The 24,505-nt window shown below is 52.5% G+C and carries 47 protein-coding genes and 1 tRNA gene; 41 read left to right on the top strand and 7 right to left on the bottom strand.

The window, feature by feature from the left end; all coding sequences use genetic code 11:
• The first annotated feature begins 537 nt into the window (after positions 1-537).
• The gene (locus ACYVJQ_RS12005; protein WP_460893317.1) at positions 538-969 is read left to right on the top strand and encodes a transposase; all 432 of its coding nucleotides are present in this window, start codon (positions 538-540) and stop codon (positions 967-969) included.
• A gap of 371 nt (positions 970-1,340) precedes the next feature.
• Here the strand turns inward: ACYVJQ_RS12005 and ACYVJQ_RS12000 are convergent, their stop codons facing one another.
• Positions 1,341-1,937 carry a hypothetical protein gene (locus ACYVJQ_RS12000; RefSeq protein ID WP_460893316.1) on the bottom strand — a complete coding sequence of 199 codons (597 nt, stop codon included), beginning with the start codon at positions 1,935-1,937 and terminating at the stop codon, positions 1,341-1,343.
• Positions 1,938-1,959: 22 nt separating this feature from the next.
• Positions 1,960-2,610 (bottom strand): S24 family peptidase, encoded by a 651-nt coding sequence (locus ACYVJQ_RS11995; RefSeq protein ID WP_460893315.1) that lies wholly within the window; start codon positions 2,608-2,610, stop codon positions 1,960-1,962.
• Positions 2,611-2,775: 165 nt separating this feature from the next.
• Between ACYVJQ_RS11995 and ACYVJQ_RS11990 the strand changes: the two genes are divergently transcribed.
• The 38 genes from ACYVJQ_RS11990 to ACYVJQ_RS11805 all read left to right on the top strand — a co-directional run bounded on the left by ACYVJQ_RS11990 (position 2,776) and on the right by ACYVJQ_RS11805 (position 21,620).
• Positions 2,776-3,000, top strand: coding sequence for a hypothetical protein (locus ACYVJQ_RS11990; RefSeq protein ID WP_460893314.1), 225 nt, complete (start codon positions 2,776-2,778; stop codon positions 2,998-3,000).
• A gap of 56 nt (positions 3,001-3,056) precedes the next feature.
• A complete protein-coding gene (locus ACYVJQ_RS11985) occupies positions 3,057-3,824 on the top strand; it encodes a phage antirepressor KilAC domain-containing protein (RefSeq protein ID WP_460893313.1) in 768 nt (255 codons plus the stop codon).
• A 2-nt stretch (positions 3,825-3,826) separates the two neighbouring features.
• Entirely contained in the window at positions 3,827-4,162 is a 336-nt protein-coding gene (locus tag ACYVJQ_RS11980; RefSeq protein ID WP_460893312.1) for a hypothetical protein, read from the top strand.
• 130 nt (positions 4,163-4,292) lie between these two features.
• Positions 4,293-4,655, top strand: coding sequence for a hypothetical protein (locus ACYVJQ_RS11975; protein ID WP_460893311.1), 363 nt, complete (start codon positions 4,293-4,295; stop codon positions 4,653-4,655).
• 49 nt (positions 4,656-4,704) lie between these two features.
• Positions 4,705-5,259 (top strand): hypothetical protein, encoded by a 555-nt coding sequence (locus ACYVJQ_RS11970; RefSeq protein ID WP_460893310.1) that lies wholly within the window; start codon positions 4,705-4,707, stop codon positions 5,257-5,259.
• A gap of 89 nt (positions 5,260-5,348) precedes the next feature.
• Entirely contained in the window at positions 5,349-5,588 is a 240-nt protein-coding gene (locus tag ACYVJQ_RS11965) for a hypothetical protein (RefSeq protein WP_460893309.1), read from the top strand.
• Positions 5,585-5,887 (top strand): hypothetical protein, encoded by a 303-nt coding sequence (locus ACYVJQ_RS11960; RefSeq protein WP_460893308.1) that lies wholly within the window; start codon positions 5,585-5,587, stop codon positions 5,885-5,887. The genes ACYVJQ_RS11965 and ACYVJQ_RS11960 overlap by 4 nt, the downstream gene beginning before the upstream one ends.
• On the top strand, positions 5,884-6,081 hold the full coding sequence (locus ACYVJQ_RS11955) for a hypothetical protein (RefSeq protein ID WP_460893307.1): 198 nt from the start codon (positions 5,884-5,886) through the stop codon (positions 6,079-6,081). The genes ACYVJQ_RS11960 and ACYVJQ_RS11955 overlap by 4 nt, the downstream gene beginning before the upstream one ends.
• 92 nt (positions 6,082-6,173) lie before the next feature.
• Positions 6,174-6,806 carry a phage replication initiation protein, NGO0469 family gene (locus tag ACYVJQ_RS11950; protein ID WP_460893306.1) on the top strand — a complete coding sequence of 211 codons (633 nt, stop codon included), beginning with the start codon at positions 6,174-6,176 and terminating at the stop codon, positions 6,804-6,806.
• The gene (locus ACYVJQ_RS11945) at positions 6,784-7,035 is read left to right on the top strand and encodes a hypothetical protein (RefSeq protein WP_460893305.1); all 252 of its coding nucleotides are present in this window, start codon (positions 6,784-6,786) and stop codon (positions 7,033-7,035) included. Before ACYVJQ_RS11950 ends, ACYVJQ_RS11945 begins: the two co-directional genes overlap by 23 nt.
• A 1-nt stretch (position 7,036) precedes the next feature.
• Entirely contained in the window at positions 7,037-7,249 is a 213-nt protein-coding gene (locus tag ACYVJQ_RS11940; protein ID WP_460893304.1) for a hypothetical protein, read from the top strand.
• Between the two features lie 9 nt (positions 7,250-7,258).
• A complete protein-coding gene (locus ACYVJQ_RS11935; RefSeq protein WP_460893303.1) occupies positions 7,259-7,945 on the top strand; it encodes a Lin1244/Lin1753 domain-containing protein in 687 nt (228 codons plus the stop codon).
• A 256-nt stretch (positions 7,946-8,201) separates the two neighbouring features.
• Positions 8,202-9,653, top strand: coding sequence for a toprim domain-containing protein (locus ACYVJQ_RS11930; protein WP_460893302.1), 1,452 nt, complete (start codon positions 8,202-8,204; stop codon positions 9,651-9,653).
• Positions 9,622-9,882, top strand: a complete 261-nt coding sequence (locus tag ACYVJQ_RS11925; protein WP_460893301.1) for a hypothetical protein — start codon at positions 9,622-9,624, stop codon at positions 9,880-9,882. Before ACYVJQ_RS11930 ends, ACYVJQ_RS11925 begins: the two co-directional genes overlap by 32 nt.
• Positions 9,879-10,697, top strand: coding sequence for an adenine nucleotide alpha hydrolase family protein (locus ACYVJQ_RS11920; protein ID WP_460893300.1), 819 nt, complete (start codon positions 9,879-9,881; stop codon positions 10,695-10,697). Before ACYVJQ_RS11925 ends, ACYVJQ_RS11920 begins: the two co-directional genes overlap by 4 nt.
• Positions 10,673-10,879, top strand: a complete 207-nt coding sequence (locus ACYVJQ_RS11915) for a hypothetical protein (protein ID WP_460893299.1) — start codon at positions 10,673-10,675, stop codon at positions 10,877-10,879. The genes ACYVJQ_RS11920 and ACYVJQ_RS11915 overlap by 25 nt, the downstream gene beginning before the upstream one ends.
• Complete coding sequence (locus ACYVJQ_RS11910; RefSeq protein WP_460893298.1) at positions 10,872-11,315, top strand: hypothetical protein; 444 nt, start codon at positions 10,872-10,874, stop codon at positions 11,313-11,315. Before ACYVJQ_RS11915 ends, ACYVJQ_RS11910 begins: the two co-directional genes overlap by 8 nt.
• A 2-nt stretch (positions 11,316-11,317) precedes the next feature.
• The gene (locus tag ACYVJQ_RS11905) at positions 11,318-11,554 is read left to right on the top strand and encodes a hypothetical protein (RefSeq protein WP_460893297.1); all 237 of its coding nucleotides are present in this window, start codon (positions 11,318-11,320) and stop codon (positions 11,552-11,554) included.
• Complete coding sequence (locus ACYVJQ_RS11900; RefSeq protein WP_460893296.1) at positions 11,551-11,763, top strand: hypothetical protein; 213 nt, start codon at positions 11,551-11,553, stop codon at positions 11,761-11,763. The genes ACYVJQ_RS11905 and ACYVJQ_RS11900 overlap by 4 nt, the downstream gene beginning before the upstream one ends.
• Entirely contained in the window at positions 11,760-12,209 is a 450-nt protein-coding gene (locus ACYVJQ_RS11895) for a hypothetical protein (RefSeq protein ID WP_460893295.1), read from the top strand. The genes ACYVJQ_RS11900 and ACYVJQ_RS11895 overlap by 4 nt, the downstream gene beginning before the upstream one ends.
• Before the next feature lie 10 nt (positions 12,210-12,219).
• Positions 12,220-12,597: a hypothetical protein gene (locus tag ACYVJQ_RS11890; protein ID WP_460893294.1), complete on the top strand. Its 378-nt coding sequence runs from the start codon at positions 12,220-12,222 to the stop codon at positions 12,595-12,597.
• 1 nt (position 12,598) lies between these two features.
• On the top strand, positions 12,599-12,778 hold the full coding sequence (locus ACYVJQ_RS11885; RefSeq protein ID WP_460893293.1) for a hypothetical protein: 180 nt from the start codon (positions 12,599-12,601) through the stop codon (positions 12,776-12,778).
• Positions 12,775-12,948 (top strand): hypothetical protein, encoded by a 174-nt coding sequence (locus ACYVJQ_RS11880; RefSeq protein WP_460893292.1) that lies wholly within the window; start codon positions 12,775-12,777, stop codon positions 12,946-12,948. The genes ACYVJQ_RS11885 and ACYVJQ_RS11880 overlap by 4 nt, the downstream gene beginning before the upstream one ends.
• Position 12,949: 1 nt before the next feature.
• Positions 12,950-13,195 (top strand): hypothetical protein, encoded by a 246-nt coding sequence (locus ACYVJQ_RS11875; RefSeq protein WP_460893291.1) that lies wholly within the window; start codon positions 12,950-12,952, stop codon positions 13,193-13,195.
• 65 nt (positions 13,196-13,260) lie between these two features.
• Positions 13,261-13,686 (top strand): hypothetical protein, encoded by a 426-nt coding sequence (locus tag ACYVJQ_RS11870; protein WP_460893290.1) that lies wholly within the window; start codon positions 13,261-13,263, stop codon positions 13,684-13,686.
• Between the two features lie 219 nt (positions 13,687-13,905).
• Positions 13,906-14,226, top strand: coding sequence for a hypothetical protein (locus ACYVJQ_RS11865; RefSeq protein ID WP_460893289.1), 321 nt, complete (start codon positions 13,906-13,908; stop codon positions 14,224-14,226).
• A 197-nt stretch (positions 14,227-14,423) separates the two neighbouring features.
• Positions 14,424-14,696, top strand: coding sequence for a hypothetical protein (locus ACYVJQ_RS11860; RefSeq protein WP_460893288.1), 273 nt, complete (start codon positions 14,424-14,426; stop codon positions 14,694-14,696).
• Positions 14,697-14,702: 6 nt separating this feature from the next.
• On the top strand, positions 14,703-15,050 hold the full coding sequence (locus ACYVJQ_RS11855; protein WP_460893287.1) for a hypothetical protein: 348 nt from the start codon (positions 14,703-14,705) through the stop codon (positions 15,048-15,050).
• 2 nt (positions 15,051-15,052) lie between these two features.
• Positions 15,053-15,373, top strand: coding sequence for a hypothetical protein (locus ACYVJQ_RS11850; RefSeq protein WP_460893286.1), 321 nt, complete (start codon positions 15,053-15,055; stop codon positions 15,371-15,373).
• A 175-nt stretch (positions 15,374-15,548) separates the two neighbouring features.
• Positions 15,549-15,854 (top strand): hypothetical protein, encoded by a 306-nt coding sequence (locus ACYVJQ_RS11845; protein WP_460893285.1) that lies wholly within the window; start codon positions 15,549-15,551, stop codon positions 15,852-15,854.
• A gap of 271 nt (positions 15,855-16,125) precedes the next feature.
• Positions 16,126-16,255 (top strand) — tRNA-OTHER (locus ACYVJQ_RS11840).
• A 244-nt stretch (positions 16,256-16,499) separates the two neighbouring features.
• Positions 16,500-16,820, top strand: coding sequence for a hypothetical protein (locus ACYVJQ_RS11835; RefSeq protein WP_460893284.1), 321 nt, complete (start codon positions 16,500-16,502; stop codon positions 16,818-16,820).
• A 33-nt stretch (positions 16,821-16,853) separates the two neighbouring features.
• A complete protein-coding gene (locus ACYVJQ_RS11830) occupies positions 16,854-17,330 on the top strand; it encodes a terminase small subunit (RefSeq protein WP_460893283.1) in 477 nt (158 codons plus the stop codon).
• Positions 17,331-18,572 carry a phage terminase large subunit gene (locus tag ACYVJQ_RS11825; protein WP_460893282.1) on the top strand — a complete coding sequence of 414 codons (1,242 nt, stop codon included), beginning with the start codon at positions 17,331-17,333 and terminating at the stop codon, positions 18,570-18,572.
• On the top strand, positions 18,569-19,909 hold the full coding sequence (locus ACYVJQ_RS11820) for a phage portal protein (protein WP_460893281.1): 1,341 nt from the start codon (positions 18,569-18,571) through the stop codon (positions 19,907-19,909). The genes ACYVJQ_RS11825 and ACYVJQ_RS11820 overlap by 4 nt, the downstream gene beginning before the upstream one ends.
• A 13-nt stretch (positions 19,910-19,922) precedes the next feature.
• Positions 19,923-20,129 (top strand): hypothetical protein, encoded by a 207-nt coding sequence (locus ACYVJQ_RS11815; RefSeq protein ID WP_460893280.1) that lies wholly within the window; start codon positions 19,923-19,925, stop codon positions 20,127-20,129.
• Between the two features lie 187 nt (positions 20,130-20,316).
• Complete coding sequence (locus ACYVJQ_RS11810; protein ID WP_460893279.1) at positions 20,317-21,066, top strand: phage minor head protein; 750 nt, start codon at positions 20,317-20,319, stop codon at positions 21,064-21,066.
• Positions 21,067-21,101: 35 nt separating this feature from the next.
• Complete coding sequence (locus tag ACYVJQ_RS11805; protein ID WP_460893278.1) at positions 21,102-21,620, top strand: hypothetical protein; 519 nt, start codon at positions 21,102-21,104, stop codon at positions 21,618-21,620.
• A 181-nt stretch (positions 21,621-21,801) separates the two neighbouring features.
• On the opposite strand, the gene ACYVJQ_RS11800 is transcribed toward ACYVJQ_RS11805, so the two are convergent.
• The 3 genes from ACYVJQ_RS11800 to ACYVJQ_RS11790 are packed head-to-tail and all read right to left on the bottom strand — an operon-like array spanning position 21,802 to position 22,599.
• Complete coding sequence (locus tag ACYVJQ_RS11800; RefSeq protein ID WP_460893277.1) at positions 21,802-22,008, bottom strand: hypothetical protein; 207 nt, start codon at positions 22,006-22,008, stop codon at positions 21,802-21,804.
• An 11-nt stretch (positions 22,009-22,019) separates the two neighbouring features.
• Positions 22,020-22,160 (bottom strand): hypothetical protein, encoded by a 141-nt coding sequence (locus tag ACYVJQ_RS11795; RefSeq protein WP_460893276.1) that lies wholly within the window; start codon positions 22,158-22,160, stop codon positions 22,020-22,022.
• Position 22,161: 1 nt separating this feature from the next.
• Positions 22,162-22,599: a hypothetical protein gene (locus ACYVJQ_RS11790; RefSeq protein WP_460893275.1), complete on the bottom strand. Its 438-nt coding sequence runs from the start codon at positions 22,597-22,599 to the stop codon at positions 22,162-22,164.
• A 37-nt stretch (positions 22,600-22,636) separates the two neighbouring features.
• On the opposite strand from ACYVJQ_RS11790, the gene ACYVJQ_RS11785 reads away from it, so the two are divergent.
• Positions 22,637-22,960, top strand: coding sequence for a hypothetical protein (locus ACYVJQ_RS11785; RefSeq protein WP_460893274.1), 324 nt, complete (start codon positions 22,637-22,639; stop codon positions 22,958-22,960).
• Between the two features lie 175 nt (positions 22,961-23,135).
• Here the strand turns inward: ACYVJQ_RS11785 and ACYVJQ_RS11780 are convergent, their stop codons facing one another.
• Both ACYVJQ_RS11780 and ACYVJQ_RS11775 read right to left on the bottom strand, forming a co-directional pair.
• On the bottom strand, positions 23,136-23,357 hold the full coding sequence (locus ACYVJQ_RS11780) for a hypothetical protein (protein WP_460893273.1): 222 nt from the start codon (positions 23,355-23,357) through the stop codon (positions 23,136-23,138).
• Entirely contained in the window at positions 23,354-23,572 is a 219-nt protein-coding gene (locus tag ACYVJQ_RS11775) for a hypothetical protein (protein WP_460893272.1), read from the bottom strand. The genes ACYVJQ_RS11780 and ACYVJQ_RS11775 overlap by 4 nt, the downstream gene beginning before the upstream one ends.
• A 273-nt stretch (positions 23,573-23,845) precedes the next feature.
• On the opposite strand from ACYVJQ_RS11775, the gene ACYVJQ_RS11770 reads away from it, so the two are divergent.
• Complete coding sequence (locus tag ACYVJQ_RS11770; RefSeq protein WP_460893271.1) at positions 23,846-24,505, top strand: HK97 family phage prohead protease; 660 nt, start codon at positions 23,846-23,848, stop codon at positions 24,503-24,505.

The following is a 24,505-nucleotide window of genomic DNA, read 5'->3' as shown; positions in this document are numbered from 1 at the left end:
GAAAACTAACCCAGACCCGTACGGACAGGGCTTGACCTGTCTGCACGGCAATTCCCTCTTCCTTGTCTCCCTTTTAAGAGGTAGGGGGGGGATGACATGCGCTTGCAGGTCAATTCTGTTTCAAGCCCTTTTTTCCAAAAACTGTCCTAAAACATTACCCTTCCTCCGTACGGACAGGGCTTGACCTGTCCATCCCCGCATTGCTATCGCATTCCTGATCTTTCCCTATTCCTGATCTTTTCGCATTCCCGGGTATCTATTTGCCTTCGCGTTCCTGATCTTCCTTCGTTCCCGAGAATCATGCTCACCCGATGCATAGGTGGCGGCTAGGGGGTTGAACCGCAGGTGGACAGGTCGCGACCTGTCCCTACACTGGGCCGAAGGAAATGGATCGATGGGGTGAGGGTGCCGTATACTTTGGTCTTTTGTGCTTCCGTTTTTGCCCTGTTTTTATGAAATCAACCCGAACATAACCGTCTGCCCGGCTTTGATTATAGCAGGGAGGCGATCTATTTTGTGACTTCGTGCGTGAAAGACATGGCCTGTGTCTTTGGCGAAGTGGTGGAAGGGGAGATGGTGTTAAATTCCTTAGGCCTTATAGCGGAAAAACAGTGGCAGGTGGTCATGGAGCGGTACCGGTATGTGTATTCCTATGCATTTGTAGTCATGCCCAACCATGTGCATGGGCTGGTAGAAATTAATCAGCAATGGGATAGGGAAGAAGGGGAGACAAGTGCCAGTAGACCCCTACTTTCTCTTGAAAATCCAAAGATTAAATCTATTTCTGAACTCATGGGGGCTTACAAAAGCACCACCTCAAAACATATTCGCCTGGCCGGTATGCCTGCGTTTACTTGGCTAAGATCCTTCCATGACCACATCCTTCGCCATGAACAAGCGTACCAGAACATTAAGACCTACATTGAAACCAATCCGGCAAAATGGCAGGATGATATTTTCAGAAGGTAATCATATTCACGATCTCGTAGGGACAGATCGCGACTTGTCCGCACGCATATCTGAACCACGCATTCCTGAACCTTCGGTACCCTGTCCGCACGCATATCTGAACCACGCATTCCCGCGATCATTGGTTTCAAGAGGGTAAAGGAGCCGCCGTCCTGCTGGAACACGGACAGGTCGCGACCTGTCCCAACGAGAGATGGGGAATGACGGATCTGGAATTTAAGCAAAACAAAAAAGCACTTACCTCTTTTGGAGATAAGTGCTTCTGAGTCAACGTGGGCCCACTTGGAATCACATTCACTTAGCTAATGTGCTGATTATCAGAGTTTATAATTTTATGGTGTGTCGCAAGGTGGTATTCAAGTTTAACTTTTCTACCTCTTGCCATAGGTAATCTTACCGCCAGAGTATGCCTTTGCTATCCTCTCCATTTCATCCCAAGCCCTTGACATAGTATTCATATTAGAGGTGGCGTACCATATCTCAGACTCTTGTTTTGATGTAACACCATAAAGGGTGACATCAGTGCCATCGTATATCCCGGTCATGGCTATGATAGTTTTCCCTTGTTTCGTGCGGACATTGGCGTTTAGGGCGGCACCAACCACCCCGGTAAGTGGCTTTGAAGCGGTATTGATTATGCCAATCTCTTTATTAGCAGTAATAATGGTGAAGTTTTCTTCTGCTAGGATCTTCCCCATTTTAACAAAGGCTTCCTCTGGGCTGTCTTCTGTCTCAATATAAACCACGTTGTCTTTCCGCTGCGGAATGGAACCCGCTTCTGACCAATAATAGCGCTCTAGATTTGCAATCGGCATTGAGCCGGCCCCGCCGTTGGCAGTATAGTATACTTTGCCGTCATCCACCTTCTGAATGGTTACGGGGAATTTGGTCCCACCCTTTACGAATAGGGTGTCCTGCGCGAAGGCAGAGAGGGGAAGAAGCAAAAGGGGTAACAATAGCTTTTTCATATATAATATTGGTTAAAAGTTGTTATGCTAAACGTATACTGGCCTTGACCGCCGCCATGGCCCTTATCTTGGACAGCAGCACGTCTTTGGGCGGGTGGTGCTTCTCATTGTAGCTGACGAGTTTCACGTACTTGTCCCCTAGCTCAGACTTCTGCACATACTTCACATAAACCCTTTCCAGGTTGGGCGTGCTCATGTCCACCACATACATATTGCCGAAGTCTATTTCATCGGGCAAATCTACTAGGCGCTGGAAGGCGACCATGTCTCCGTGCTTCAGCAGCGGGTACATGCTGTCTCCCTTCACGTAGATGGCGCCATCGCAGCGGGGGAGGTTCGGTATTTGGATGTAATCTAAGATATTATTAGAGCTATTATATAGTGCATTCAATCCCGCTGAGGCGGTTATATCATATAAGGGTATGTGCTGCAGTTCATGGTGTTTCTCCGTTCCGTTGGTGAAGACCTGCAGTTGAGTATCTTTTTCTTTACTGTTCCCTCCTTTTATAAAAGGGTCACCTTCCCCAGTTAATAACCAAGAAGCATTTAATCCCTCAACTGAACGAAATACTTTCTCTAAGTACTCAATCCCAGGCTTGCTTCCTCTGTCAATATAGTTCCTAGTAGTCCCTTCATTCACCCCAACATACTTGCTGAAGCTATTGATGTTCATTCCTAGGCTTTCTATCAGAAAATTTAGTCGCTGATTTACAGTCATTTAGGTAAAAGTTCGTTCAATTGATAAATTATTTTCGTTCAATCTATTGACTTTTCTGTCAACTGAGCGTATGTTTGTAGTATACTAATCGTCAATAACAAATATACCAAATGTAAACCAATGGAAAGAGACAAAGAAGTGACCATTCGGGAATTGATGCCGAGGAATTACACCATTATCCTAGCTAAGAAAACCAAGAGGTCTAAGCAGTACGCCAATCAGGTTGTGCTAAATGAAGTCACCACCTCTCCGATTTGGGATGAAGTCATCAAGCTAGCCGAGGAGACCAAGGCAAAGCGGCTTGAGGAACAGAATAGGTTGGATGCCTTAAAAGCTGTCGCATAGCCTATCTCCTAAATGCAAAGCAAGATAAACATTATACAACAAATCAATTTTTAGCCATGCTTACACAAGTATTCCAATACCAAGAGCAGCCAATCACCTTCTCACTAGGTGGTGAAATAATGGTAAACGCTACCCAAATGGCAAAACCCTTTGGGAAGAGGCCTGCTGAATTTTTAAGGCTCCCTTCAACCCTAGAATATTTGGGCGCCTTGGCATCCAGTGTGGGGAAATCCCATACTGACCTTTTCTTCACCCAGAACGGGGGCAATAATGCCGGCACATGGTTCTGCCAAAAGCTAACCCTTAGATATGCCCAATGGCTGTCTGCTACCTTCTCAGTTTGGGTAGACTCAAAAATTGAGGAACTCCTGACTACCGGGCAAGTGCACCTGCAGCCTAAGTCTAAAGAGGAGATGATCGCAGAAGGATTTCAGCTAGCCTTAGAGGAAGCGAAGATCTACAAAGAGAAAGCCCTGCTCCTGGAAGGCACCGTGAAGCAGCAAGCCCCGATGGTAGCCTACTACAACGAGGTTCTACAAAGCGAGAACGGCCACGCCGCCACCTCTATGGGTCAGGACTTTAATATGTCGGCCCGCGCCCTTAATACCCTCCTGAAAAAGTGGGGAGTGCAGCGCAAGGTAGGGGATGAATGGCACCTATGCTCCAAGTACCTGGGCCACGGCTACACCTTCCACAAGAAAGTACCCCGCCCCAATTCCCTTGGGGTAATGGTGACCCACCTACAACTGATGTGGACCGAAAAGGGCCGTGCTTTCCTACATGACCTATTCGAGAAAAAAGGACTTAAACCCAAAGTAGCCTAGCCATGATTGAGAAACTAAAGAAAATCTACTACTGCGAGCACTGCAGCAAGAAGGCCTTCACCAAGCACACCATCGCCAAGCATGAGCCTATCTGCTTTGGGAATGAGGAAACCCGCCCCGCCTGCGCCAATGACTGCATACATCTGCAGAACAATACAGGGGAGCACAAAGGCTACTGGTGCACCAAACTTGAGAAGAAGATACACACCCCCGGCGCTGAGGTGTACGGCCTTGTAGAGAGATACCCTGAGCAATTTGAGGAAAGCCAAGTGATGCCAAAGCATTGCATTGCTTATGAAGCCCGTGAGTACTTCCCTGCATTTGATCCAACCTTTTAACTCTTAACCCCATGAAAGCCCTAAAAACCGCCGCCATCGTCGTGCTTTTCTTCCTGTTCATGTTCTGCCTCGCCGTGCAGCTAACCGGCTTATTCTAAACAAGATGTTCACTCCCCTAAGCTACAACCCCATGACCCAGCTACTTTCCCGCCGCATCGGCCTGCAGATAAACGAGATGGCCGCATTGAGGCAGAAGAACCGCCTCACCATCGTCAACCACCTCAAGAAGGGCAAGATCCGGGGATTCTACCTCTCCGAGAGCGAGAAGCGCCTCATCAACGAGGACCACTGCGCCGGCATGCCCACCTGGATGACGCTCACCCAGGCCGAGGTGGCCACCCTCTGGAGCTGCAGCCGCTCCCACGTGGCCGTGCTCCTGGGCAAGCCCGAGGGCGACTGCTTCCGGCTCACCCGCACGGAGGGAAAGGTTACCTACGGGGACGTACTGGCCTTCATGGAGCGCAACCGACTGCAGGTGGAGCACCTCGCCTAACCCCCCATACCCGCCCCTAAGCTATACCACCATTAATTCACATACGCATATGGAAGCTCTTTACATCAATCATTCAGACCGGCAGGAAGGGGGAATTACAGAGCCGCCCCTTATGTACAAATCGCACCAGGGCAACCCATTGGAAAACAGGCACGGGTTTGAGCCGGGGGACAGGATACGCGCCAACGATGCCAGCAATGGCCTTGTGCCGGGCAAAGAATACCCGATACTGGGCTTCTGGCACCGCAACCAGACCCACATGTACGTCTACCTGGAAGCGACAGAAAACGGGCACATGGCCTCTTTCCGCACCGCTGTGGAAGAATTGACACCGGAAGATTTGGGCCTGCAGGAGGTGCTGTTTTACAACCTGTTGCCCTCTGACCTTATCACGGAAATCTGCATTCAGGACTGCCTTAAAAGCAGGTTCCGGCAACGACCCAACGACCGCATGCAGTCTCTGTCGCTTGTGCCGGCCAAGGACACTCAGGTAAACATGAAACGGACCTACGGAGGACTGCACGAAAAGGGCAGGGAACAGGACGCCAGCATTCCCCTCACCGACGAGAAGGGGCAGTATTCACTCTTTTTTAATGTAGCCTAGTTATGAACCTAGAAGAATTTGTAGCACAAACATTTACTGGAGACGATTGGGCGCTAAGGCCCAGAATAGTTTGCAAAGATGGGTTTAGTATGTCAGTTCAGGGTAACCGGGGGGCTTATTGCAACCCCAGAACCGCCTCTGACCATTATAGCAGGATGGAAATAGGCTTCCCCTCCTCTGAGGAAAGTGTGATAGCAGAGTTTGCTGAGAATGAAGAAGACTTGACAGACACGGTTTATCCATATGTGCCCTGCAGTATAATCCAGGAGGTGATTGAGAAGCATGGCGGGATTGATGTAGAGGCCACCTTTAAAGAGCAAGCCGCATGAGCGCCGCCCTGACCAACCGCCTGCACCAACTGGCCAAGGACGTGCCCGGCTACACCGCCTGCGAGGCCTGCACCTGGACCCGTAGGGAAGCCGCCTGCACCTGCCACTTCACCCGCCTCTCCGTGACCGTGAACCGGCAGGTGCGCACCACCGCCCCCTTTGCCTGCCCCACCATGGAGGAGGCCGTGGAGACCGCCTTTGAAGAGATAACCCGAAGCCTGGACGCCGTGCGCCGCAAGCCCAAGCAACTGCCCGCCGCCCCGAAACAGAACCTTACCCCACTCAGGAAGACCGGATGAGCCAGTACGCAGTTTTCACCACCAAAGAGGGAGAGGTGGTCTACCGGCCCCAGAGCCGGTGGGCCTCCTACTCATGGAAGGCCGCCATCAGAAAGGCCAAGAGCCTAGGCCTGACCAGCCTTATCGCCATAGAGGCAGACGGCAGGGAAGTGGACTACTCCCTCATGCTCACCAAAAGCCAGGGCGCCACATGAAAGTGCCCACCGCCTCCCTCCGATGCAAGCTCAGTACGCTTGTCCAGATTTTGAAACAGCAATCCACCTTTAACCAATAAACCACCCACACAATGGCAATTATCGCAACATCCAACGGCACCAAGTCCTACACCCCGGTAGAGGCCGGCAACTACATGGCCCGCTGCTACTCCATGGTGCACATCGGCACCCGCCTGGAGAACATCCAGGGCACGGAGAAAGAACTCAACAAGGTGCGCCTCTCCTTTGAGCTACCCACTGAGACCAAGGAGTTCAAAGAAGGGGAAGGGGAGCAGCCCTACATCGTGAGCAAGGAATACACCCTGTCCATGCACGAGAAATCCTCCCTAAGAAAAGACCTGGAAAGCTGGAGAGGGCAGGTCTTCACGGAGGCAGAGGCCAAATCCTTTGACATCACCAAGCTGCTGGGGGTGCCCTGTATGCTCAACATCATTCACAAGCAGAGCAAGGCGGGCAACCCCTACGCGGTGATTAGCTCCATTTCTAAGATGCCCAAGGGCTTTACCTGTCCGGACCAGATTAATGACTCCTTTGAGTTCAGCGTGGCGGAGTTTGACATGGCTAAGTTCGCTACCCTGCCCGAGTTCCTGCAGGACGCGGTGAAGGAGAGCAAGGAATACAAGGCCCAGCAGCACCCGCAGCACATGGAGGTGGTGGGCAGTTCAATGGAGAGCGAAGACGATGACACCGGACTTCCTTTCTAACGAGGCCCAGGTTCGCTCGCTGGCCTATGACGGTCAGCGGGTGGACCTCTTCCGGAAGCTGAAGGACCACCGCACCCTCTTCACCCGCCTGGAATACGGCAAGACGGTGCTGGTGATCTCAGAGGTTTCCCGGGAGAAATACAAGGCCGTGGAGGCCAGCATTGACCGCCAGATAGCCGAACGCAAGGCTGCCGGCATAGACCATTCAGCCACCTATAGAACCAAGTGACATGCCAGCAAAAGCACGGACTAACCTGAGTTTCGGGGTGACGGAGATCATGATGCAGGGGTATGTGCCCCCCAACTGGAACAGGCGCTTCTACCAGGAGGGATTCCGCTGGATGCGCGGGGCCTACATCAAGCGCGGGACCACTCCGGATGATTTTGAGAAGGCCCACCAACTGGCAGAGGAATACAATTCAAGGTTTGACACAGCAGCATAAGGAGACACCATGGCAAACGAACCATATTATTTTTCACATGACGCAAACGCCAGGAATGACGATAAGATTCTGGAGCTACGCCTTGAGTTTGGATGGGAGGGGTACGGTCTTTATTGGGCCATCATTGAAATACTCAGGGAGCGGACAGACTACCATTACCCTACCAATGCCATAGCAGGGCTAGCCCTCAGCTTGAACATTGGCAAAGATAAGCTTTCCACCTTTTTAAAGAGGTGCCATTCACTTGAGCTTTTTGATGAAAACGAATACGGGTTCTACTCTGATTCCCTATTAAGGAGAATGAATAAAATGGAGGAGAAAAGGCTAAAACGAGTGGAAGCAGGCCGAAAAGGTGGCGAAGCAAAAGCAAAGGTTAAGCAAAGGTCTAGCAATGCTATAGCATTACCTAGCAAAGAAAAGAAAGAAAAGGAAAAGAAAGAAGAATATACACCCGGGGTTTTTTTAACTGAAAAAGAATATTCAACCCTACTGGATAAACACGGCAAAGACAAAACGGAGTGGATGCTGGAGAAGCTGGCTAACCACAAGGAGGCAAAGGGCACCACCTATAAATCAGACTACGGGGCCATCAACAGCTGGGTGGTGGACGCGGCGGAAAAGGGATTCCGCAAGCTGCTGCCCCACGCCCCCACGGGAGCGATCAGAACGGGAGAGTTGGCCGGAATGGTAATGTGAGATGGAGATTTACCGCGACTGGAACGAAACCGGCATCAACCTCAGAGGTAAGGTGTCCGGACAGATCAAAACCACGTGCCCCAAATGCCAGGACGCCCGCTCCAACAAGCGCGACACCTCCCTGAGCGTCAACCTGGACACGCAGGTGTGGAACTGCCACTACTGCCCCTGGAAGGGGAGCCTGGCCAAGAAGGGCACCGAGCCCGGGAAGGTCTACAAAAAACCTGAGTTCGAGGCGCAGCCCGCCACCGAGAAGATGGTGGAGTGGTTCGGCAAGACCCGGGGCATCACCCGGGCCACGCTGGAGAAGTTCCTCATCAGCCCGGTGCAGAAATATATCCACAAGGCCGGCAAGAAGGTGCCCTGCATCGCCTTCCCCTACATCAAGAACACCGAGATCGTGAACGTGAAGAGCCGCTACGACTACCGGGAGGACAACAAGGCTAAGAAGACCTTTACCATGGAGGCGGAGGCCGAGCTGGTGTTCTACAACATCGACGCCATAGAGGGCTTCACCCACTGCGTGATCGTGGAAGGGGAGATAGACGCCATGAGTGTGTGGCAGGCCACCAAGCAGCCCTGCATCTCCGTGCCCAACGGGGCCAGCAAGGGGGACATGAAGATGGAGTACCTGGACAACTGCTCCCGGTATTTCCAGGACAAGACCATGATCGTGCTGGCCACCGACAACGACGAGCCCGGGATTGCCCTGAGAAACGAGCTGGCCCGCCGGCTGGGCAAGGACCGCTGCTACTACGTGGACTACCCGGAAGGCTGCAAGGACATGAACGAGGTGCTGCTCAAGCACGGGGAGGACTACATTGAGGAGATGTTCCAGAACGTGAGCACCTTCCCGATTGAGGGGGTGATTACCCTGGAGAGCGTGGAGGCCACCTTTGACGACTACTACGAGAACGGGTTCCCGAGTGGGGACAAGGTCGGCTACCGCAAGCTGGACACCCTTATCTCCTTCCGGGGAGGGGAGGTGACCACCATCACCGGCATCCCTTCCCACGGGAAAACCGAGGTGCTGGACGAGATCCTGGAACGGCTGGCCCGGGTGCACGGATGGGTCCATGGCATCTTCGCCGCCGAGAACGGCGGCGCCGCGCTGCACTACACCCGCATCGCCCACCGCTTCGTGGGGAAGCCCTTCCAGAACTCGCTGGACCGTATGACGCCCGGGGAGAAGGACGCGGCAAAGGAGTTTATGCGGGACCGCTTCTTCTTCATTGACCGCCGGGAGATAAAGCCCACCATTGAGGGCATCCTGGAGAAGGGCCGGGAGATGGTGCTCCGGAAAGGCATCCGCAGCCTCACCATTGACCCCTACAACTGCGTGGAGTCCTCCCGCCCCGGTGCCATGAGCGAGACGGAGTACGTGAGCAAGATCTATGACCACATCGTGGACTTCGCGGAGCTCTACAACGTGCATGTGTTCCTGGTGGCGCACCCCACCAAGATGGTCAAGAGCGAGAGCAGCGGGAAGTTCGCCGTGCCCACCATGTACAGCATCTCGGGCAGCGCCAACTTCTACAACAAGACCTACAACGGCCTGAGCGTGTACCGGGACTTTGAGGAGCACACCACCCGGGTGTACGTGCAGAAGGTGAAGTTTGACTTCATCGGGAAGGTGGGCTTTGCGGAGTTCAAGTTCAACACCTACACCAGACGCTATGAGGAATTGGAGCATCAACCGCTTGTATAGTTTTTATCCACCTAAAACCAAGGAAGCCATGCTGAACACCAACCACACCGACTACTCCGAGGGCATGAAAGAGAGCCTTCGCCGCTCCCTGCGCCACTACGCCGCCGACCAACTGGAGCGCCTGGAATGGTACTACCGCGAGAAGCGGCCCGACCTGCCCGAGGGGCTGGCCCTGGTCACCGCCGAGCGGAAGGCCCGAAACGACCACGACAAAACCGAGAGCAGATGAAGAAGTTTATCAGTTTTTCCGGTGGGGTAGAATCCACCACCATGTGCCTCCTGTACGGCAAGGGCGCAACCGCCATCGTCTGCGACACCGGGGACGAGGAGCCTGAGATGTACGAGCGTTGGGATTTCGTGGAAGCCGCCATGAAGGTGATCCATAACGGGGACTTCCAGATGGTACGAGTAAAGCCTAGCATCCATGCCAAAGGTCAGGATTGCAGCACCCTGGAAGACGTAGCCCTGGCCTATGGGTATTTTCCTAATGTGAATGCCCGGTACTGCACTAGGATGCTTAAGATAGCGCCAATAGACCAATACCTGCGCACCCAAGGCTCTTCTGAACTGATGATAGGTCTCAACGCAGATGAAATCCTGGATAGGGTTGGTAACCTATCAACTCTACCAAATGTGCAATATACCACGCCTCTGGCAGAAGACGGCCACACCAGGCAAGACTGCATAGAACTGTTGCAGGAGAAAGGGCTGGAACCGCATTTCCCCCCTTACATGCAGCGGGGAGGATGCCGGAAGTGCTTCTTCAGGGGAAAGAAAGAGGCCAAGGCCAAATACTTCTTTAACCGTGAGGGGTTCCTGGAAGACCAGGCCTTTGAGGTAAAGCTAAACGACATTGGTACCCGTCATTTTACCAAGTCTGGGAAGAGGAAGTTCTTCGGCATCAACGCCTGTTTCCCTTCTGGGTACCAAACCATCGCCAATGAGTGTGAGCAGGAGATAGCCCTTTTCGGGCTGGAAGAGATGAAGAGCCAATACAAGAATATCCCTGACCATAAGACGTGCGGCGTATTCTGCCACCGCTAGATATGACCGCCCCCGAGATTGACCAGCACCTGGCCGCGTTCGCCCTGGCCCACCCGCACCTGAGCGCCGACGACCTGGCCAGCGTCAAGGCCCTGGCCCACGCCATCGCCGCCGCCCGCGCCAAACAGGGAGGCTTCTGCCGAAACTTTGCCCGTGACCCCTATGACGAAGACAATGACTGAGACAGCCCACCACCTGAACACCATGCCCCGGAACCGGAAAGCCAAGGGCGTGTATAAGCGCCACACCCTGAAAGAGGGGCAGTACACCCCGGAAGAGGTCAAGACCCTCAAAAGGCTGTACCCGATAACCCCGGTAAAGGAACTGAGCCGCCAGATGAACCGCTCCTGCGAATCCTTGAGGGCAAAGGCCTACCAGCTTGGGATAAAGCGCCGGAGGCTACGGCACTACCGCCCCTTTACGCGGGAAGAGACCGAGCGCCTCAAACGCCTGTACCATTCCTGCTCCAACAAGACGCTGGCGCAGGACTTCTACCGGACCGCCGGCGCCATTGCCCAGTTCGCCCGAAGGCACAACCTCAAGAAAGACCCGGCCCTCTGGCAGAACCTCACCAAGTACCACCAAACCAAACAGCAACCACTTAACCAAGCAGCATAGTTATGATACGAGAAGTCAAAGTATTTCAGGCCACCTGCGACAACTGCGCAGAGCCGTGGCAGATGGAGGAGTCGGGCATGACCCTGACCGCGTGGGAGAGCCGCCCCGGCCTCACCGACCAGATCCAGGAAAGCGGCTGGCACGTGACCCGGCGCGGGAAGCACTACTGCCCCAAGTGCCACGCCTTCGACACGGACGGCACCCTCATCATCATGGAAGAAAGGGAGGTGCAGCAATGAACGGGCATAGCTATTTTGAGGGGTTCCTGTTCGCCAACGGGTGGGTGCCCACCGAGAAGACCGTCTTCACCTTCTTCCTCTGGCGCTGGGGGTTTGACCTGACCGAGAGACGCTACCGGAGCCCCTACACCGGGCGGTGCCACAAGCTGGCCAAGGCCCTGAAAAAGGAAACCAGGATGCAGGACGTCACCCAAGCCCTTTTCATATGAGCATCTTCATCGGCATAGACCCCGGCAGCACCACGGGGGTAGGCATCTGGTACAGCCACCACAAGGTGCTGAAGCTGCACCAGTACAAGTCACACGCCGAGGCCATGCTATCTCTCAGGGAGTTCGTGGAGACCTGCAAGTCAGAGCGGGCCGTGCCCCACTTCATCATTGAGGACGCGAGGCTGGTAAGGGGCAACGCCTTCTTTGCCAGCAAGAACAGCAGCCGCAAAGACCAGGGGGTAGGGTATGTGAAAGCCTACTCCAAAGATTGGGAGGCTTTTTGCAAGGTTTTAGGCCTGTCATACGACTTGAAGCCCCCAACCAATACCAAGACAACCCCGGAGTACTTCGAGAGCCTGACGGGCCTTAAAACGCTAAAAACGGAAAGCCATAAACGAGATGCCGGGATGATGGTCCTAGGCATGAAACCAAAAGTTAACCCCTAACCCCAAAGAGATGAACAAGGTCTGCATCCGGTGCAACATAGAGAAGCCGCTAACGGAATTCTTCAAGGACCGGAGGCTCAGAGACGGGCACTTCGGCAGGTGCAAGGAGTGCAGCCGGGAATGGGTGCAAAACCCAGAGGTCAAAGCCCGAAGGTCAAGGCAGAGCGGGGAATCCATAAGGCGGGCGAAGGAGAAACTGACCGATAACTATGTAGCCCGCCAACTCTGCCACCACACCGGCCTCACCCCCGCAGACGTGCGCCAATACCCAGAACTAATTGAAGCCACCAGAACCATCATTAAAACCAACAGGATTATCAGAGATGAAAAACGAAAAGAAAAAAGAGATCAAGAACGTCAGGAACCTACGGGAGAACCTGATAAGTGAGTTGGAACTGTTCTACTCCGGGGAGAAGAGCGAGAAGGAGCTGGATAGGCTGAACTCCATCTCCAAGACCTCCAGCACCATTATCCGCACCGCGAAGCTGGAGTTGGAGTACGCCAAGTACAAGGGCAAGAGCACGGAGATCCCGTTCCTCAGTTCAGGTAAGGAGGAAACCGCCCAATGACCAACCCCGAAGCCACCGAGATCATTAAGGCCAAATTCCAGGAGTTCCGGGAGTTGACGATCACCGCCCCGCCCGCCAAGAAGTGCGGCCCGTGCCCCGGCTGCCAGGGGAAAGAAGAGGAGAGCCTGAGACGGGCCTCCCAATTTGCCACCACTAACCAGATGAAATAAGATGAACGAATTAGCCTCAATTAGAACAAATATCTACTACCAGAAGAACGCCAAAAGCGACTTGGTGCAGCTAAATGAAATTATTATTATAACCCACAAGCCTACCTATAACCTGTCCAATTCAGGCGAGGTGGTGAAAGGCATTGAGTTGAATGAGTTCCGGTTTACCGTTCATCAAGATAAGCTAAAGGAAACAGGCGAGTTTCTTATTAAACTATCTGAGGCCACTGAGGAAGACCTGATATGAGACAGCTAGCCCTCTTCCTCGCCCTCTGCCTGCTCTGCGCCTGCAAGACCGCCAAACCCCAGCCGGTGGACAGTCTCCCGCCCCACGTGGTGCAACTCGCCCTGGACAGCCTGGAACGTCAGCAACTGACACCCACCAAGACAGGCCTCTTCTCCCGGATCTTCGGGGGAGGAGGAAAGGTCAAATACAAGAATGCGGTTATCAACGTCAACCAACAGACCGCTACCGGGGGAAGCACGATAGGCGCCAACAGTCAGGCCGGCAATGACGAAAGCAAGGTCAAGGGGTCTGCGGTCTCCAACGCCACGGTAGCCAACACCGCCGGGCAAGGGGGAACCGCCTCAGGGGACGCAACAGCAACCGCCACCAACACCACCAAGAAGAAGGACTGGACAGCGGTGCTCCTGGAATACGGGCTCTGGATAGGGGCCGCGCTCTTCGTCGTGTTCGCCGTCTGGAAGAGAAGCCTGAACCCCCTGAAGTGGGGTTGAGCAGTGAGTTTAACCTTTAACTAATGATTATGAAGCCTTTTACTTATAAGGATTTAACCCTGCATGAGCGCATTTGGCTAAAGGGGCACATCTCAACTTCTGAGCATATAGATAGTCAACTCTTAACCTGTTTGGCTATGCTCAAAGGGTGGCCTTTTGCAATCAATCAGATGTTCATCAAGTACGCTAATAACTAAAGATAAACCTGATACAAAACCCATGAAACACCATATAAATTGGTCGCTATTAATCGACCCATGCAAGTATTACCCTGTTAACTACACCATTAAACAAGATGGCACGAGGGTAATTGGGGAAACCCTGCTCATAGGGGCAGACATGACAGAAAACCAGATAAAGGAATTTGTGCGGTATGAATTGGCAAAAAAAAAAACACAAGTAGTAACTCTAGTGGTTTCAGAGCCTTCACAGCCTTATATGCTGGCATCTGGCTATTTTCCTCCAAACTACAGAACGCAAAATGCATTTCACTGTCAATGCAACTTGGAGATTGATTCAAAAGCAGTCAAGCCGCAATAAAAACCAAATGATATGAACGAGAAAAGGCTTAGGAAAGGAACCAAGGTCTGTTCCTTTGGTGACTTGACCACTACAGGGGTAATTCAATACTTTGATAAAATAGATAACTGTTATGTGGTTACTATAGATAAAACTGGTTGTGTATCTACATGGGCACCAAACGAACCAGTTAAGTATAAATAAAACCAAAAGCTATTATGGAAGAGCAAAAAGTATTACCTGCAATAGGCGCACATATTCAGTTGCATAAGAATACAATTGTGCCCGAAAGGAGAATTGTAAGCGAGAAGGAAGATATGGAAGAATACAGCGAAGATGTAATAACTATTGATTCTAAAGGTGTCTTATGTATTGCCTTTTACCATTTTATTGATAAGAAATGGTATTTCCACTCTGATACTTTGCGAAAAGGGTATGAAAAGGATTTTACATGGATTTACCCACCAACTGGGTTCAGAAACTGGAAATAAAACCAAATGGATAATACAGAAAGAATAGCGATGGGGGAATGCGTATCCGAATTTACTACCGATAGATGTCCAGTTTGTACTGATAGATGTGAGGCGTTCAGGCATAAGTGTCAGATAAACGAGTTGAAGGAATTGGCTGAAAACGCAAGGCTTAAAGATGAAGGATGGAGTTGGAATGGGGTAAAAAACAAGGCCCACTACTTCACCCATGACGAAGGTTCTGGTTACTACTTTAGCCTATGTATGAATCAAACAAGAGGGTGGCTACAAAAGCCTGAAAGAGGGTTAGATCCTTATGAGAAATGTAAAATGTGCATGGAAAAGGATAAGAAGAGGAAATTAACCACTAGATAAAAATGGAAGAGACAATTAAAGTATCTGAATTTGCCAAGGCTGAAAACGAAATGCTTGACGCCTTGAAAGCCCTATATCTGGCAGTGGATAAGCCAATTGCAGATGACGTGAAAACAAAGGTCATCCGGGCTTATGACATGGCAAAAGGGCAAGCACCCATGCTTAATACAGTTGGAGAAAGTGCATCATCCCTATATATGAACTCGCAATGCGAATCATGCTTAGAATCCACGCCATGGGAAGAAATAAGAAGATTTAAGGGGGAATGCTCCAAGTGTTGGATGAAGGGAGTTATCACCCCGCCTTTCACCGCGCACCATTGAAGATGATATTGCTAATGGCACATTCAACAAATAAAACCTAATGGAAAAACTACCACTTGTCGCGGGTGCTAAATGTCTCGATTGCGGAAAGACATGGAATGGACAAAAGGCACATAAACGCGGGTATGCCCACAGCAAATTAAAGGGGCATGAAGTACAATTAACCTAATGATTTATGAGAGTACATATTTTTATCACAGGGAAAGAAAGAGACACCCAAGAGATAGTCATGCAACAGGAAAGAGCAACTGTTGACACTATGCAAGATTTATATGAGGGCTGCAAAGAATGGCAGGATTCTATTGATGCCAAATATGAAGAAGGTGAAATAGTAATGCATTTGCTTGATGACAAAGATGTAATGACAAACCAAAGGTGTTCTGTTAACGATATGGGTGCCTATTACACCAAATTCGGCAAATACCCCGATAACCTGTTAGATGCATTAGGTGAATCCGAGGTGGAGGAACTGACCGCATAGGCCTAACGCCCCATAACTCCGGAATATAGGCCCTTTGCCCTAACGGAAATAAAAGGCGGGTCTCAGGTAACATATACTTGGATATAACGGTAATATTGTGTAACTTACTTGCCTTTAGTTCAAGCGTTAATTTAATGCTCCCGCCTCTGATTCAAGCGCATAAGGGGTATAATGTACTCAACTGCTTACCATCGGAACAGCATAGAGTCAGGCCGGGGGTGGTTCGCGCTGCCCCCGGTCACAACAGGAAGGGAGACGCCCGACCTAACATCTGATTGTAGCTCAGTGGTAGAGCGGCTAGGTGACCCCTGGCGACACACACCTAACCTACGTGAGAACTAGGCTAGGGAAACGTGTAACCTACCTCAGTAGGTGGCGTGGGTTCGATTCCCCCAGTTAGACAATTCAGGCTTGGACTGAAGGCAGCTAGCCCGTAGTGGCAGCGACCCTTGGCATAAGGTAAGACCAAGGAGGTTGTGGGTGCGTGACAGTACTTACAACCACCAACCAGAAAGGCAGACGGCCTTCTGACCCCGTAGGACCCCTGACCGACCCGCTGCTGTATCCTTATCCCACCGGGTGAGTTCATTTTGCTTGGCAACGGGAAGGAGGGGGCAGGGGAACCCATTAAGACAACAAAGTGATATGAGCTTATATTCGGCAGAAGGTTTTGATGAAGTGGCGGAGTACCTGGCTAAAGAGCTGGCGGCTACCCCCTTGTATGACGTAAAGGCGGTGCAGGTTAAGCTCAAGACCGCCCTACTGCTGCTTTCCGGCAGCAGCGACCAACACACCCAGATTAAGAATATCGCTGCCCGCAAGAATGAATATAAGGCCATCCTGCTGCGGAAAGACGAAGAACTGAAAGCGTGGAAATCCATTGTTCGGGAATTGGTGGGAGAGAACGCCATGGCCCCCTACTACGAAAGGATAAGAGAAGTGCAGAGTGCTCCGGTTCTAACCTAACCCCACCACCCGCCCCGGCAGGAGAATGAAACCATGGCAGCACCGAAAGAGAACAGGTACGCAGTAGGCAATAATGGAGGTAGGCCGCCCCATTATGACACCCCTGAACAGCTAATGGAAGCTGTGGACGGGTACTTTGTGTATATAGAGGGGGAGTGGCATGAAGTGGAAGTTGAGGTAAAAGACCCAAAGACCGGTAAGAAAAGCAAAAGGAAAGAGAAGGTTTGGGATAGGCTTCCTGAACCCGCTACTATTACTGGGTTAGCCCTTTACCTTGGTTTTGGCAGCCGGGCCTCTTTGGATGACTATGAGAAGCGGGAAGAGTTTTCGTACATAATAAAAAAGGGCCGCGCAAGGGTAGAGCACGGTTATGAGAAAGCCCTTCACATGCAAAGCCCCACGGGCGCCATCTTTGCCCTGAAGAACATGGGTTGGAAGGATAAGACAGAGACAGACCTAACTACAAAAGGGGAATCATTTAACCTGAGGGACTTGGTAAAGTTTGAATAGATGGTTACACTCAAGAAGGTGTACGCCCCCCTTTTCAATGGAGACACACGCTTCTTCATAGTCACCGGGGGCAGAGGTTCGGGTAAGAGTTTCGGGGTAGGGAGTTTCCTTACCCTTTTGACGTTTGAGGAAGGGCAGAAAGTGCTTTTCACCCGCTACACCCTCACCAGTGCCAAAACTTCCATTATCCCGGAGTTCAACGATAAGATTGACCGCTTCAAGGCCGGGGATAAATTTGAGATCACCAATGATGAGGTAGTCAACAAGACCACTAATAGTTCCATAATCTTCAAAGGCATCAAGACCAGCTCAGGTGTGCAAACCGCTGCCCTGAAAAGTATACAAGGCGTTACAGCCTGGGTTAATGATGAAAGTGAAGAGATCCCAGATGAGGAGACCTTTGACAAAATAAACCTATCCATCCGGCAGAAGGGGGTGCACAACCGTGTTATCCTCCTGCTTAACCCTGCCAAGAAACACCACTGGATTTACAAACGATTCTTTGAGCCAAACAAAATACCCGATGGGTTCAATGGCGTGGTAGATGGTGTCACCTACATCCATACCAGTTACAAGGATAACATTGAGAACCTTGACCAATCCTTTTTAGAAGAGGTGGAAAAGCTCAGGCTCACCAACCTCAAGAAATACAACCATGTCGTGCTGGGCCATTGGGCAGATGATGATGAGGAGAACGCCCTCTGGAAGTTCGCCCTGATTGAGCGCAACCGGGTGCACTCCCTGCCGCCCCTCAAGCGCATAGTGGTGGCCGTGGACCCCGCCGTGACCGCCAACAAAGACAGCGACGAGACCGGCATCATCGTGGCCGGCATCGACTTTGAGGGTATTGCCTATGTGCTGGAAGATGTATCTGGCAAGTATAGCCCCAACGTCATGGCGGGCATGGCCATACAGGCCTACAGGGCACACCAGGCGGACCGCATCGTGGCCGAGGTTAACAACGGCGGCGACATGGTGGAGACCATCCTTAGAAACGCAGACCGCACCATCTCCTACAAGAGCGTCCACGCCAGCCGGGGCAAGGTCACCCGCGCGGAACCCGTGGTGGCCCTCTATGAGCAGGGGAAGGTGAAACACTACAAGAGCCTGGCCAAGCTGGAGCTGCAGATGACCACCTGGGCCGCGAAGGAAGGCGAGAAAAGCCCGGACAGGGTAGACGCGCTCGTGTGGGCGCTGACTGATTTAATGCTTACCACTAAACAAGAACACTTCTCCATATGACCCTGACCCAAGTACTCAAGACCATCAACCCCTTCTCCAAGGGCTATGACTTCCCCCTTATCCAGAAAGCCGCCTCCACCATGGGGCTGAACCTCTTTGACCGGGAGCTGTACCGCTACCTGGGCGTGGACATGCCCGTGTACATGGAGGACAGCCACACCTCCTACCTGCAGAACGGGTTCGCCTTCAACGCCGACGTGTACAGCATCGTGAACTACCGGGCCACCCTGCAGGCAAGTATCCCCTGGAAGCTCTACCGCAAGAAGGGGGCAGACGATTGGGACATCGTGCAGGAGCACCCGCTGCTGGACCTGGTGAACACCCTGGACCTACGGGCGCTCTCCATCTATGAGGACACCGTGGGGAACGCCTACATCTACGCCCCGTGGCTGGAGAACGGCCCCAACAAAGGCAAGGCGGTGGAGTTGAACGTACTCAAGGCCGATATGGTGCAGATCGTCTCCGGTGGCCCCATGCAGCCCATCAAGGGCTATAAGTACATCTTCGACAACGAGAACTACAAGGGCATCCCCAAGGAGGAGGTGCTGCACTTCCGCAACTTCAACCCGCACTCCGGGGCCGGCCAGGACCTGTACGGCATGAGCCCTTTAAAGGCGGCGGCTAGGCAGGTGAGCCTCTCCAACGACGGCACCATGAGCATGAACGCGGCCTACAAGAACCAGGGGGTGAAGGCTATTGTCTACGCCACCGACAGCGCGGACGCCCAATGGACGCAGACGCAGGCCCAGGATCTGGACCGCACGTGGAAGCAGAAGAACGGGGTAGGCCGGACCGGGCAGGTGGTGTTCCACTCCAAGCAGCTCGGCAAGATTGACCTGGGCCTTAGCCCGGTGGAGCTGGCCACGCTGGAGGGGATGCTGCACTCCTTTAGGCAGCTCTGCAACGTCTATGACGGTTTCCCTAGCCAACTGCTCAACGATAACGAGAGCAGCACCTACAACAACCTGGACGCGGCGGACAAGCGGGTGTACACCAACTGCGCCATCCCCCGCCGGGCTAGGTGGAGGGACGGGCTGAACGCCTGGCTCACCAAACGCTACGGGGAGGACCTGTACCTGGACTATGACGTGAGCGGCATTGACGTGCTGCAGGAGAACAAGAAGGAACTGGCCGAGATCATGGCCGCCTCCTGGTGGGTGAAGGTGATAGACAAGCAGAAGGTCACCGGCAACCCGGAGGACGCCGCCATGGACGTGTACATGGTGCCCAACAACCTGGTGCCTATCCGTGACCTGAACGACCTGACCCGCCCCACCGACATAGAGGAAGAGGTAAAGCGCCTGAAGGCCGCCGGGATAAGCGATTACGGGGAATAGCGTATCTTTATGTATGCGCTTTGACCCCTGTGAGTACCTGCCCTATACCGAGAAAGACCCACGCCCTGCCACCTTCTCCGTGGGCTTTGGCGTCATGTTCCACTACCGGGACGTGATCGGGAAGCCCCGCGAGTGCCTCTACATTGAGGAGTATTACCGCTGGAAGCAGAAGCCGGGGCTGCTCAGGATGCCCAAACGAAAGAAATACCAAAGGAATTAGCTATGGACAGAGCGAGAAGGCATGAAGTCAAGATGTTGAAATATAAGCGTAGGCTTGTGAACCTAAACCTTCATAATGAGGAGGGCAAATTTCACGCTTATAGAACAAGCGGGAAACCATGCTCTTGCTTTATGTGCAGTCCCTTGAAATATAAACGGGCTGAGGTTAAACGGATGCCTTTAGACGCATGAGAACCGAGGAACAGAAAGCCTATCTCTGGAAGGCCACGGACCGCAAGCGGGACACCTTCTTTGACCGCGCCCACACCATCTTCCTCTCTGCCCTCACCAAGCAGATAGCCCCGGTCATCCTGGCCGTGGAGCAGGGGAAAGACTGGGAGAAGGCCCTATCCAAGCAGCCCATCCAGGAGGCCATGGTGGAGGTCTATGTGCTCGTGGGGGTAGCGTTCGCCAAGGAGCAGTACGCGGGCCTAAAGGGGCACGAGACCGACTACGAGACCAAGGCTAGCGCCGAGGAGAGCGTCTGGACCCGGTTCATGCGCACCTTTGCCTTGGAGAAGGCCGGGGAGCGCATCGTCAACATCACCGAGACCACCCTCAAGAAGGTAAGGAACGTGCTGGAGAAGGCGGCGGGGGACGGCCTGAGCATCCCCAATACGGTGAAGCTGATGAAGGATGAGTTCGAGGTGATCAATGCCCAACGGGCTACGGTCATCGCGAGGACTGAGATCATCTCCAGCAGCAACCAGGGCAGCCTCCTAGGGGCCCAGAGCACGGGATTAAGCCTCAACAAGGTATGGCTGGCCACCCGTGGGAACAGGACTAGGCCCGACCACGCTTCCGCAGACGGGCAGATGGTGGATCTCGACAAGCCGTTCAAGGTAGGGGGGGAAGAGTTACAGTACCCAGGGGACCCACAAGGCAGCGCCGCCCAGGTAATCCAGTGCCGCTGCACCCAAATCTACGAATCAAAGTAATTTCCTATATTTGGCGGTAACCTAACCCCAAAGACATGGAGACAAAGAAGTGGTACACAAAGACGTGGGTATTGACCCTCTTCGCCGTTCTTATCATCGGCGGCCTACTGTCCCTTTCGCGGCACCTGAACCCAGACCCAGGCTTCAAGCCCTCGGCGGCCAACGGGTTCTATGACCCTAAGCTAACCGCCCACCAACGGGACAGCATCAAGGCGGCAGAGGATGCGCTGTTGGCCCAGGCCTTAGCCGTGGATACCACCGTGGGGGATGTGGTGCCGGATAGAAGCCCCACCACCAGGCAGAACAGCGAGGAACTCATCAAGAAGCAGTTCAGCAGTTGGTCGGGTGCCCACCGCAACCTGGAGAAGCTCATCAAGAAGAACATGCACGACCCCTCCAGCTACGAGCATGAGGAGACCAGCTATCTGGACAAAGGGGATTATCTGCTGGTGACTACCAAGTTCCGGGGCACCAACGCCTACGGGGGGAAGGTGCTCAACAGCGTGACGGCGAAGGTGGATTTCAGCGGCAACGTGCTGGAGGTGGTGGAGTAATTTACTTAAAGTATTACTTGAATAATCGCTCCTTTTTTGCTATCTTCTACCATGTTTCACTTTAGGAAGGAGGTAGAACTATCTGTGCTTTGCGGCTACGGGTTAGCGGTCAGCACCCACCACGCTTAGGGAGCGTTAAGAGCTTGTGGCTCAGGCCCCGGCTACGGCTGGGGCTTTGCTTTTAGGAGTTCTCCAGCGTGTGCCTCTTCACCTCAAAGAGCAGGTTAGACATTGCCGCCTCAAAGCTGGAATGATACCAAGGCAAGGCGTCAATACCGGAAACGGCTATGTAGTGCTCCCAATACTTTTTCTTGAAGAACCGCCCCCGTTCCCTCTCCACTTCCACCACATAGCCCTTCGGGTATTTCTTGATTCTGAATTGTGGCATCTCCCAAGTTACTAAAAAATCCTTTCCCAGAGCCATTCCCCGAGCTTCCACGCGGCGACTATTGCGAGCACCACGGCCCCGATGGTGAGGTTGCGCTTCAGGCGCTCCCCGGCGTGGTCGGCGTCTTGCCAGTCGCGGCGGTCTTTCTTCATGTTAGTTTCTTAGCGGGCCTCTAGGTATTGGTACATTACCCCACGAAATAACGGTATATCCTTCATTATACTGTGAGCCAAAGGTAACGGTATATCCAAGTCCTTTCAACCTCTTTACTATAAAGTCATCTATCCTTTCATCTATAGTTACCGTCAAAGAACCTTTCTCAGCCGCTTCTTTGATAATTGGGAAAAGCGATTCCAAGTTCTTTTCATGGATTAGGTTAGCTTTCTTAGTGGCTTCTTGAGCTAACATTACTGCTTCATCTGCTTTCATAACGTTGTTATTGGTTAAGAGGTGAAATATGGCAATTACAGCAATTACCACTACCGGCCCCCCAAAGCAGAAATAAAGCAAAGGCCTTGGGTCATACTCTTTGATAATCCTGCCCTGAGGAGGGATAGGTTTTGTTGGAGGTATGGGAGGTTGGTTATCCATTGTTATTTCTTTACGGTTTATCCTTTACTTTTGCCCCATGCAAGAAACTGAGCACGGGGAATTTGACCGGGAGGCGTTTGAGCGGTGGTGCAACCTACCCGACATGGAGAAGGCACGGGAGCAGATGGCCCGCATTGAGGCCTACCTGGCCACCATCACGGAGGCCCTAGGGGACATAGCCGAGACCGAGGAGGAGAAGCGCCTGCGGTACTCCCAGCTAGGCACGGTGCAGACGGTGCTGTCCACCTGCGCCGCGGACCTTCGCGTGTGTACTGCCACCTTCCAGCGCCTCACAGAGGCCGTGGATAGGCTCACCGCTGCCAATGAGCGGGTGGAGCAGCACCTGAAGGAGAAGGGTTAGGCTTTGTTTAACTCGTAGGTATACCAGCACCTTAGCCACAGAAAGCGAAATTCCATCAATAGGTAATCGTTGCTTGTTATTGCGTTATCAGTGGAAATAATAAATCCAACCCATTGGAATCTTCTCACTATCCCAATAAACCAACTGTGTTTCTTGAACTTGCCGTGTGCCGTCATTAGTCGAATAGTTTATACTGCCTTTCATTGTCCACATGGTACTCGGTGCCCTCTTCTGCCTTGTGCAGGGCGTCCATCTTCGCGGGGTTGCCTTGGAGCTTCTCAAAGGAGGCGTCTGCCCCTAGCACCTCCAGGATGCGCCTGACCCGTGTCAACTCGGCCAGGGCGGCGTCCCGCTCGGCTTCCACCTGCTCGTAGCTAGGCTTCTTTCGGGGCTTCATTTCTTCCTATACCGGTCTTTGTCCAAGGGTTCCAATGGTGAGCTATTGAAACTGATCTTTACCGGCTTGTCTGCTTGCCTCTCCAACCCTGTGAGAACCAAGACCGCCGCGCAGAAGCTGTAACTACCGGCTATATACCCATCATTACCAGTGTAAATACCCACAGCCATGGTGACCACCTGTAAGGCAAGGGCAATGTATTTAGCTGTCCTCATGCTGCTTTTTCTTTAGTGGTGTTCCGCTTGTCTTCCAATATCAGATACCTCATAAATTCACCCTGCTTCATGCCTAGTTCCTGAAGCCGTTGGTCCACGTGTTTTCGCAACTCTGGGGCAAGGGTAAAGGGCGCTATCATTGGGGGGAATTGGCTCTTTTTGTCGCTCATAAAAGTATCAATATCAATATGATATTACAAGTTACATAAAGTATAGCTTTAAGGCAAGCGATTTTGCAATTTTGTTAGTAATAACAGGCAAAAACGCGCGCGAATGATTCAATACAAATCCCTTGATTATGCGGTGAAGGACATAGACGAAACGGGCGTAGTGTCCATCTATGTCAACGCCTTCGGGAATGAGGACTCAGACGGCGACATTAGCCAAAAGGGGGCCTTCACCAAGACCCTCAACGAGAACTTCAAGCGGGTAAAGCACTTCCTCAACCATGACAGCAAGCTCCTCTTGGGGGTGCCCCTGGAAGGCTCGCAGGACGAGGTGGGGCTATTGATGCGCTCCAAGCTGAACCTAAAGAAAGAGATAGGCCGCGACGCCTACGAGGATTACAAGCTGTACGCCGACCACGGCAAGACCCTGGAGCACTCCATCGGCTTCAACGTCATGAAGCGCGACCCCTCAGACACCCGCATCATCACCGAGTACAAGCTGTGGGAGTATTCCACCCTCACCGCCTGGGGCGCCAACCCCCTGACCCCGTTGGCAGAACTCAAATCCCTGAAAGACACGAAGGAAGTACTAGACTGGCTCACGAAAATGTACAACGTGGGCTACTCTGACGTGCGCCTGAAATCCATAGAAACACTGTTGACATCACTCGAAAAGGGAGAGCCGGACCTACCCACTCCCCCCGTTGCCGAGCCGAGCGACCTTGAGTTAATCAATTCATTCAAAAAAGGACTAAAACTAGCCTAA

Source organism: Rufibacter soli (genome assembly GCF_054781795.1).
Note: the sequence above shows the minus strand (reverse complement) of the source record. Positions and strands in the feature narration are given on the sequence as shown.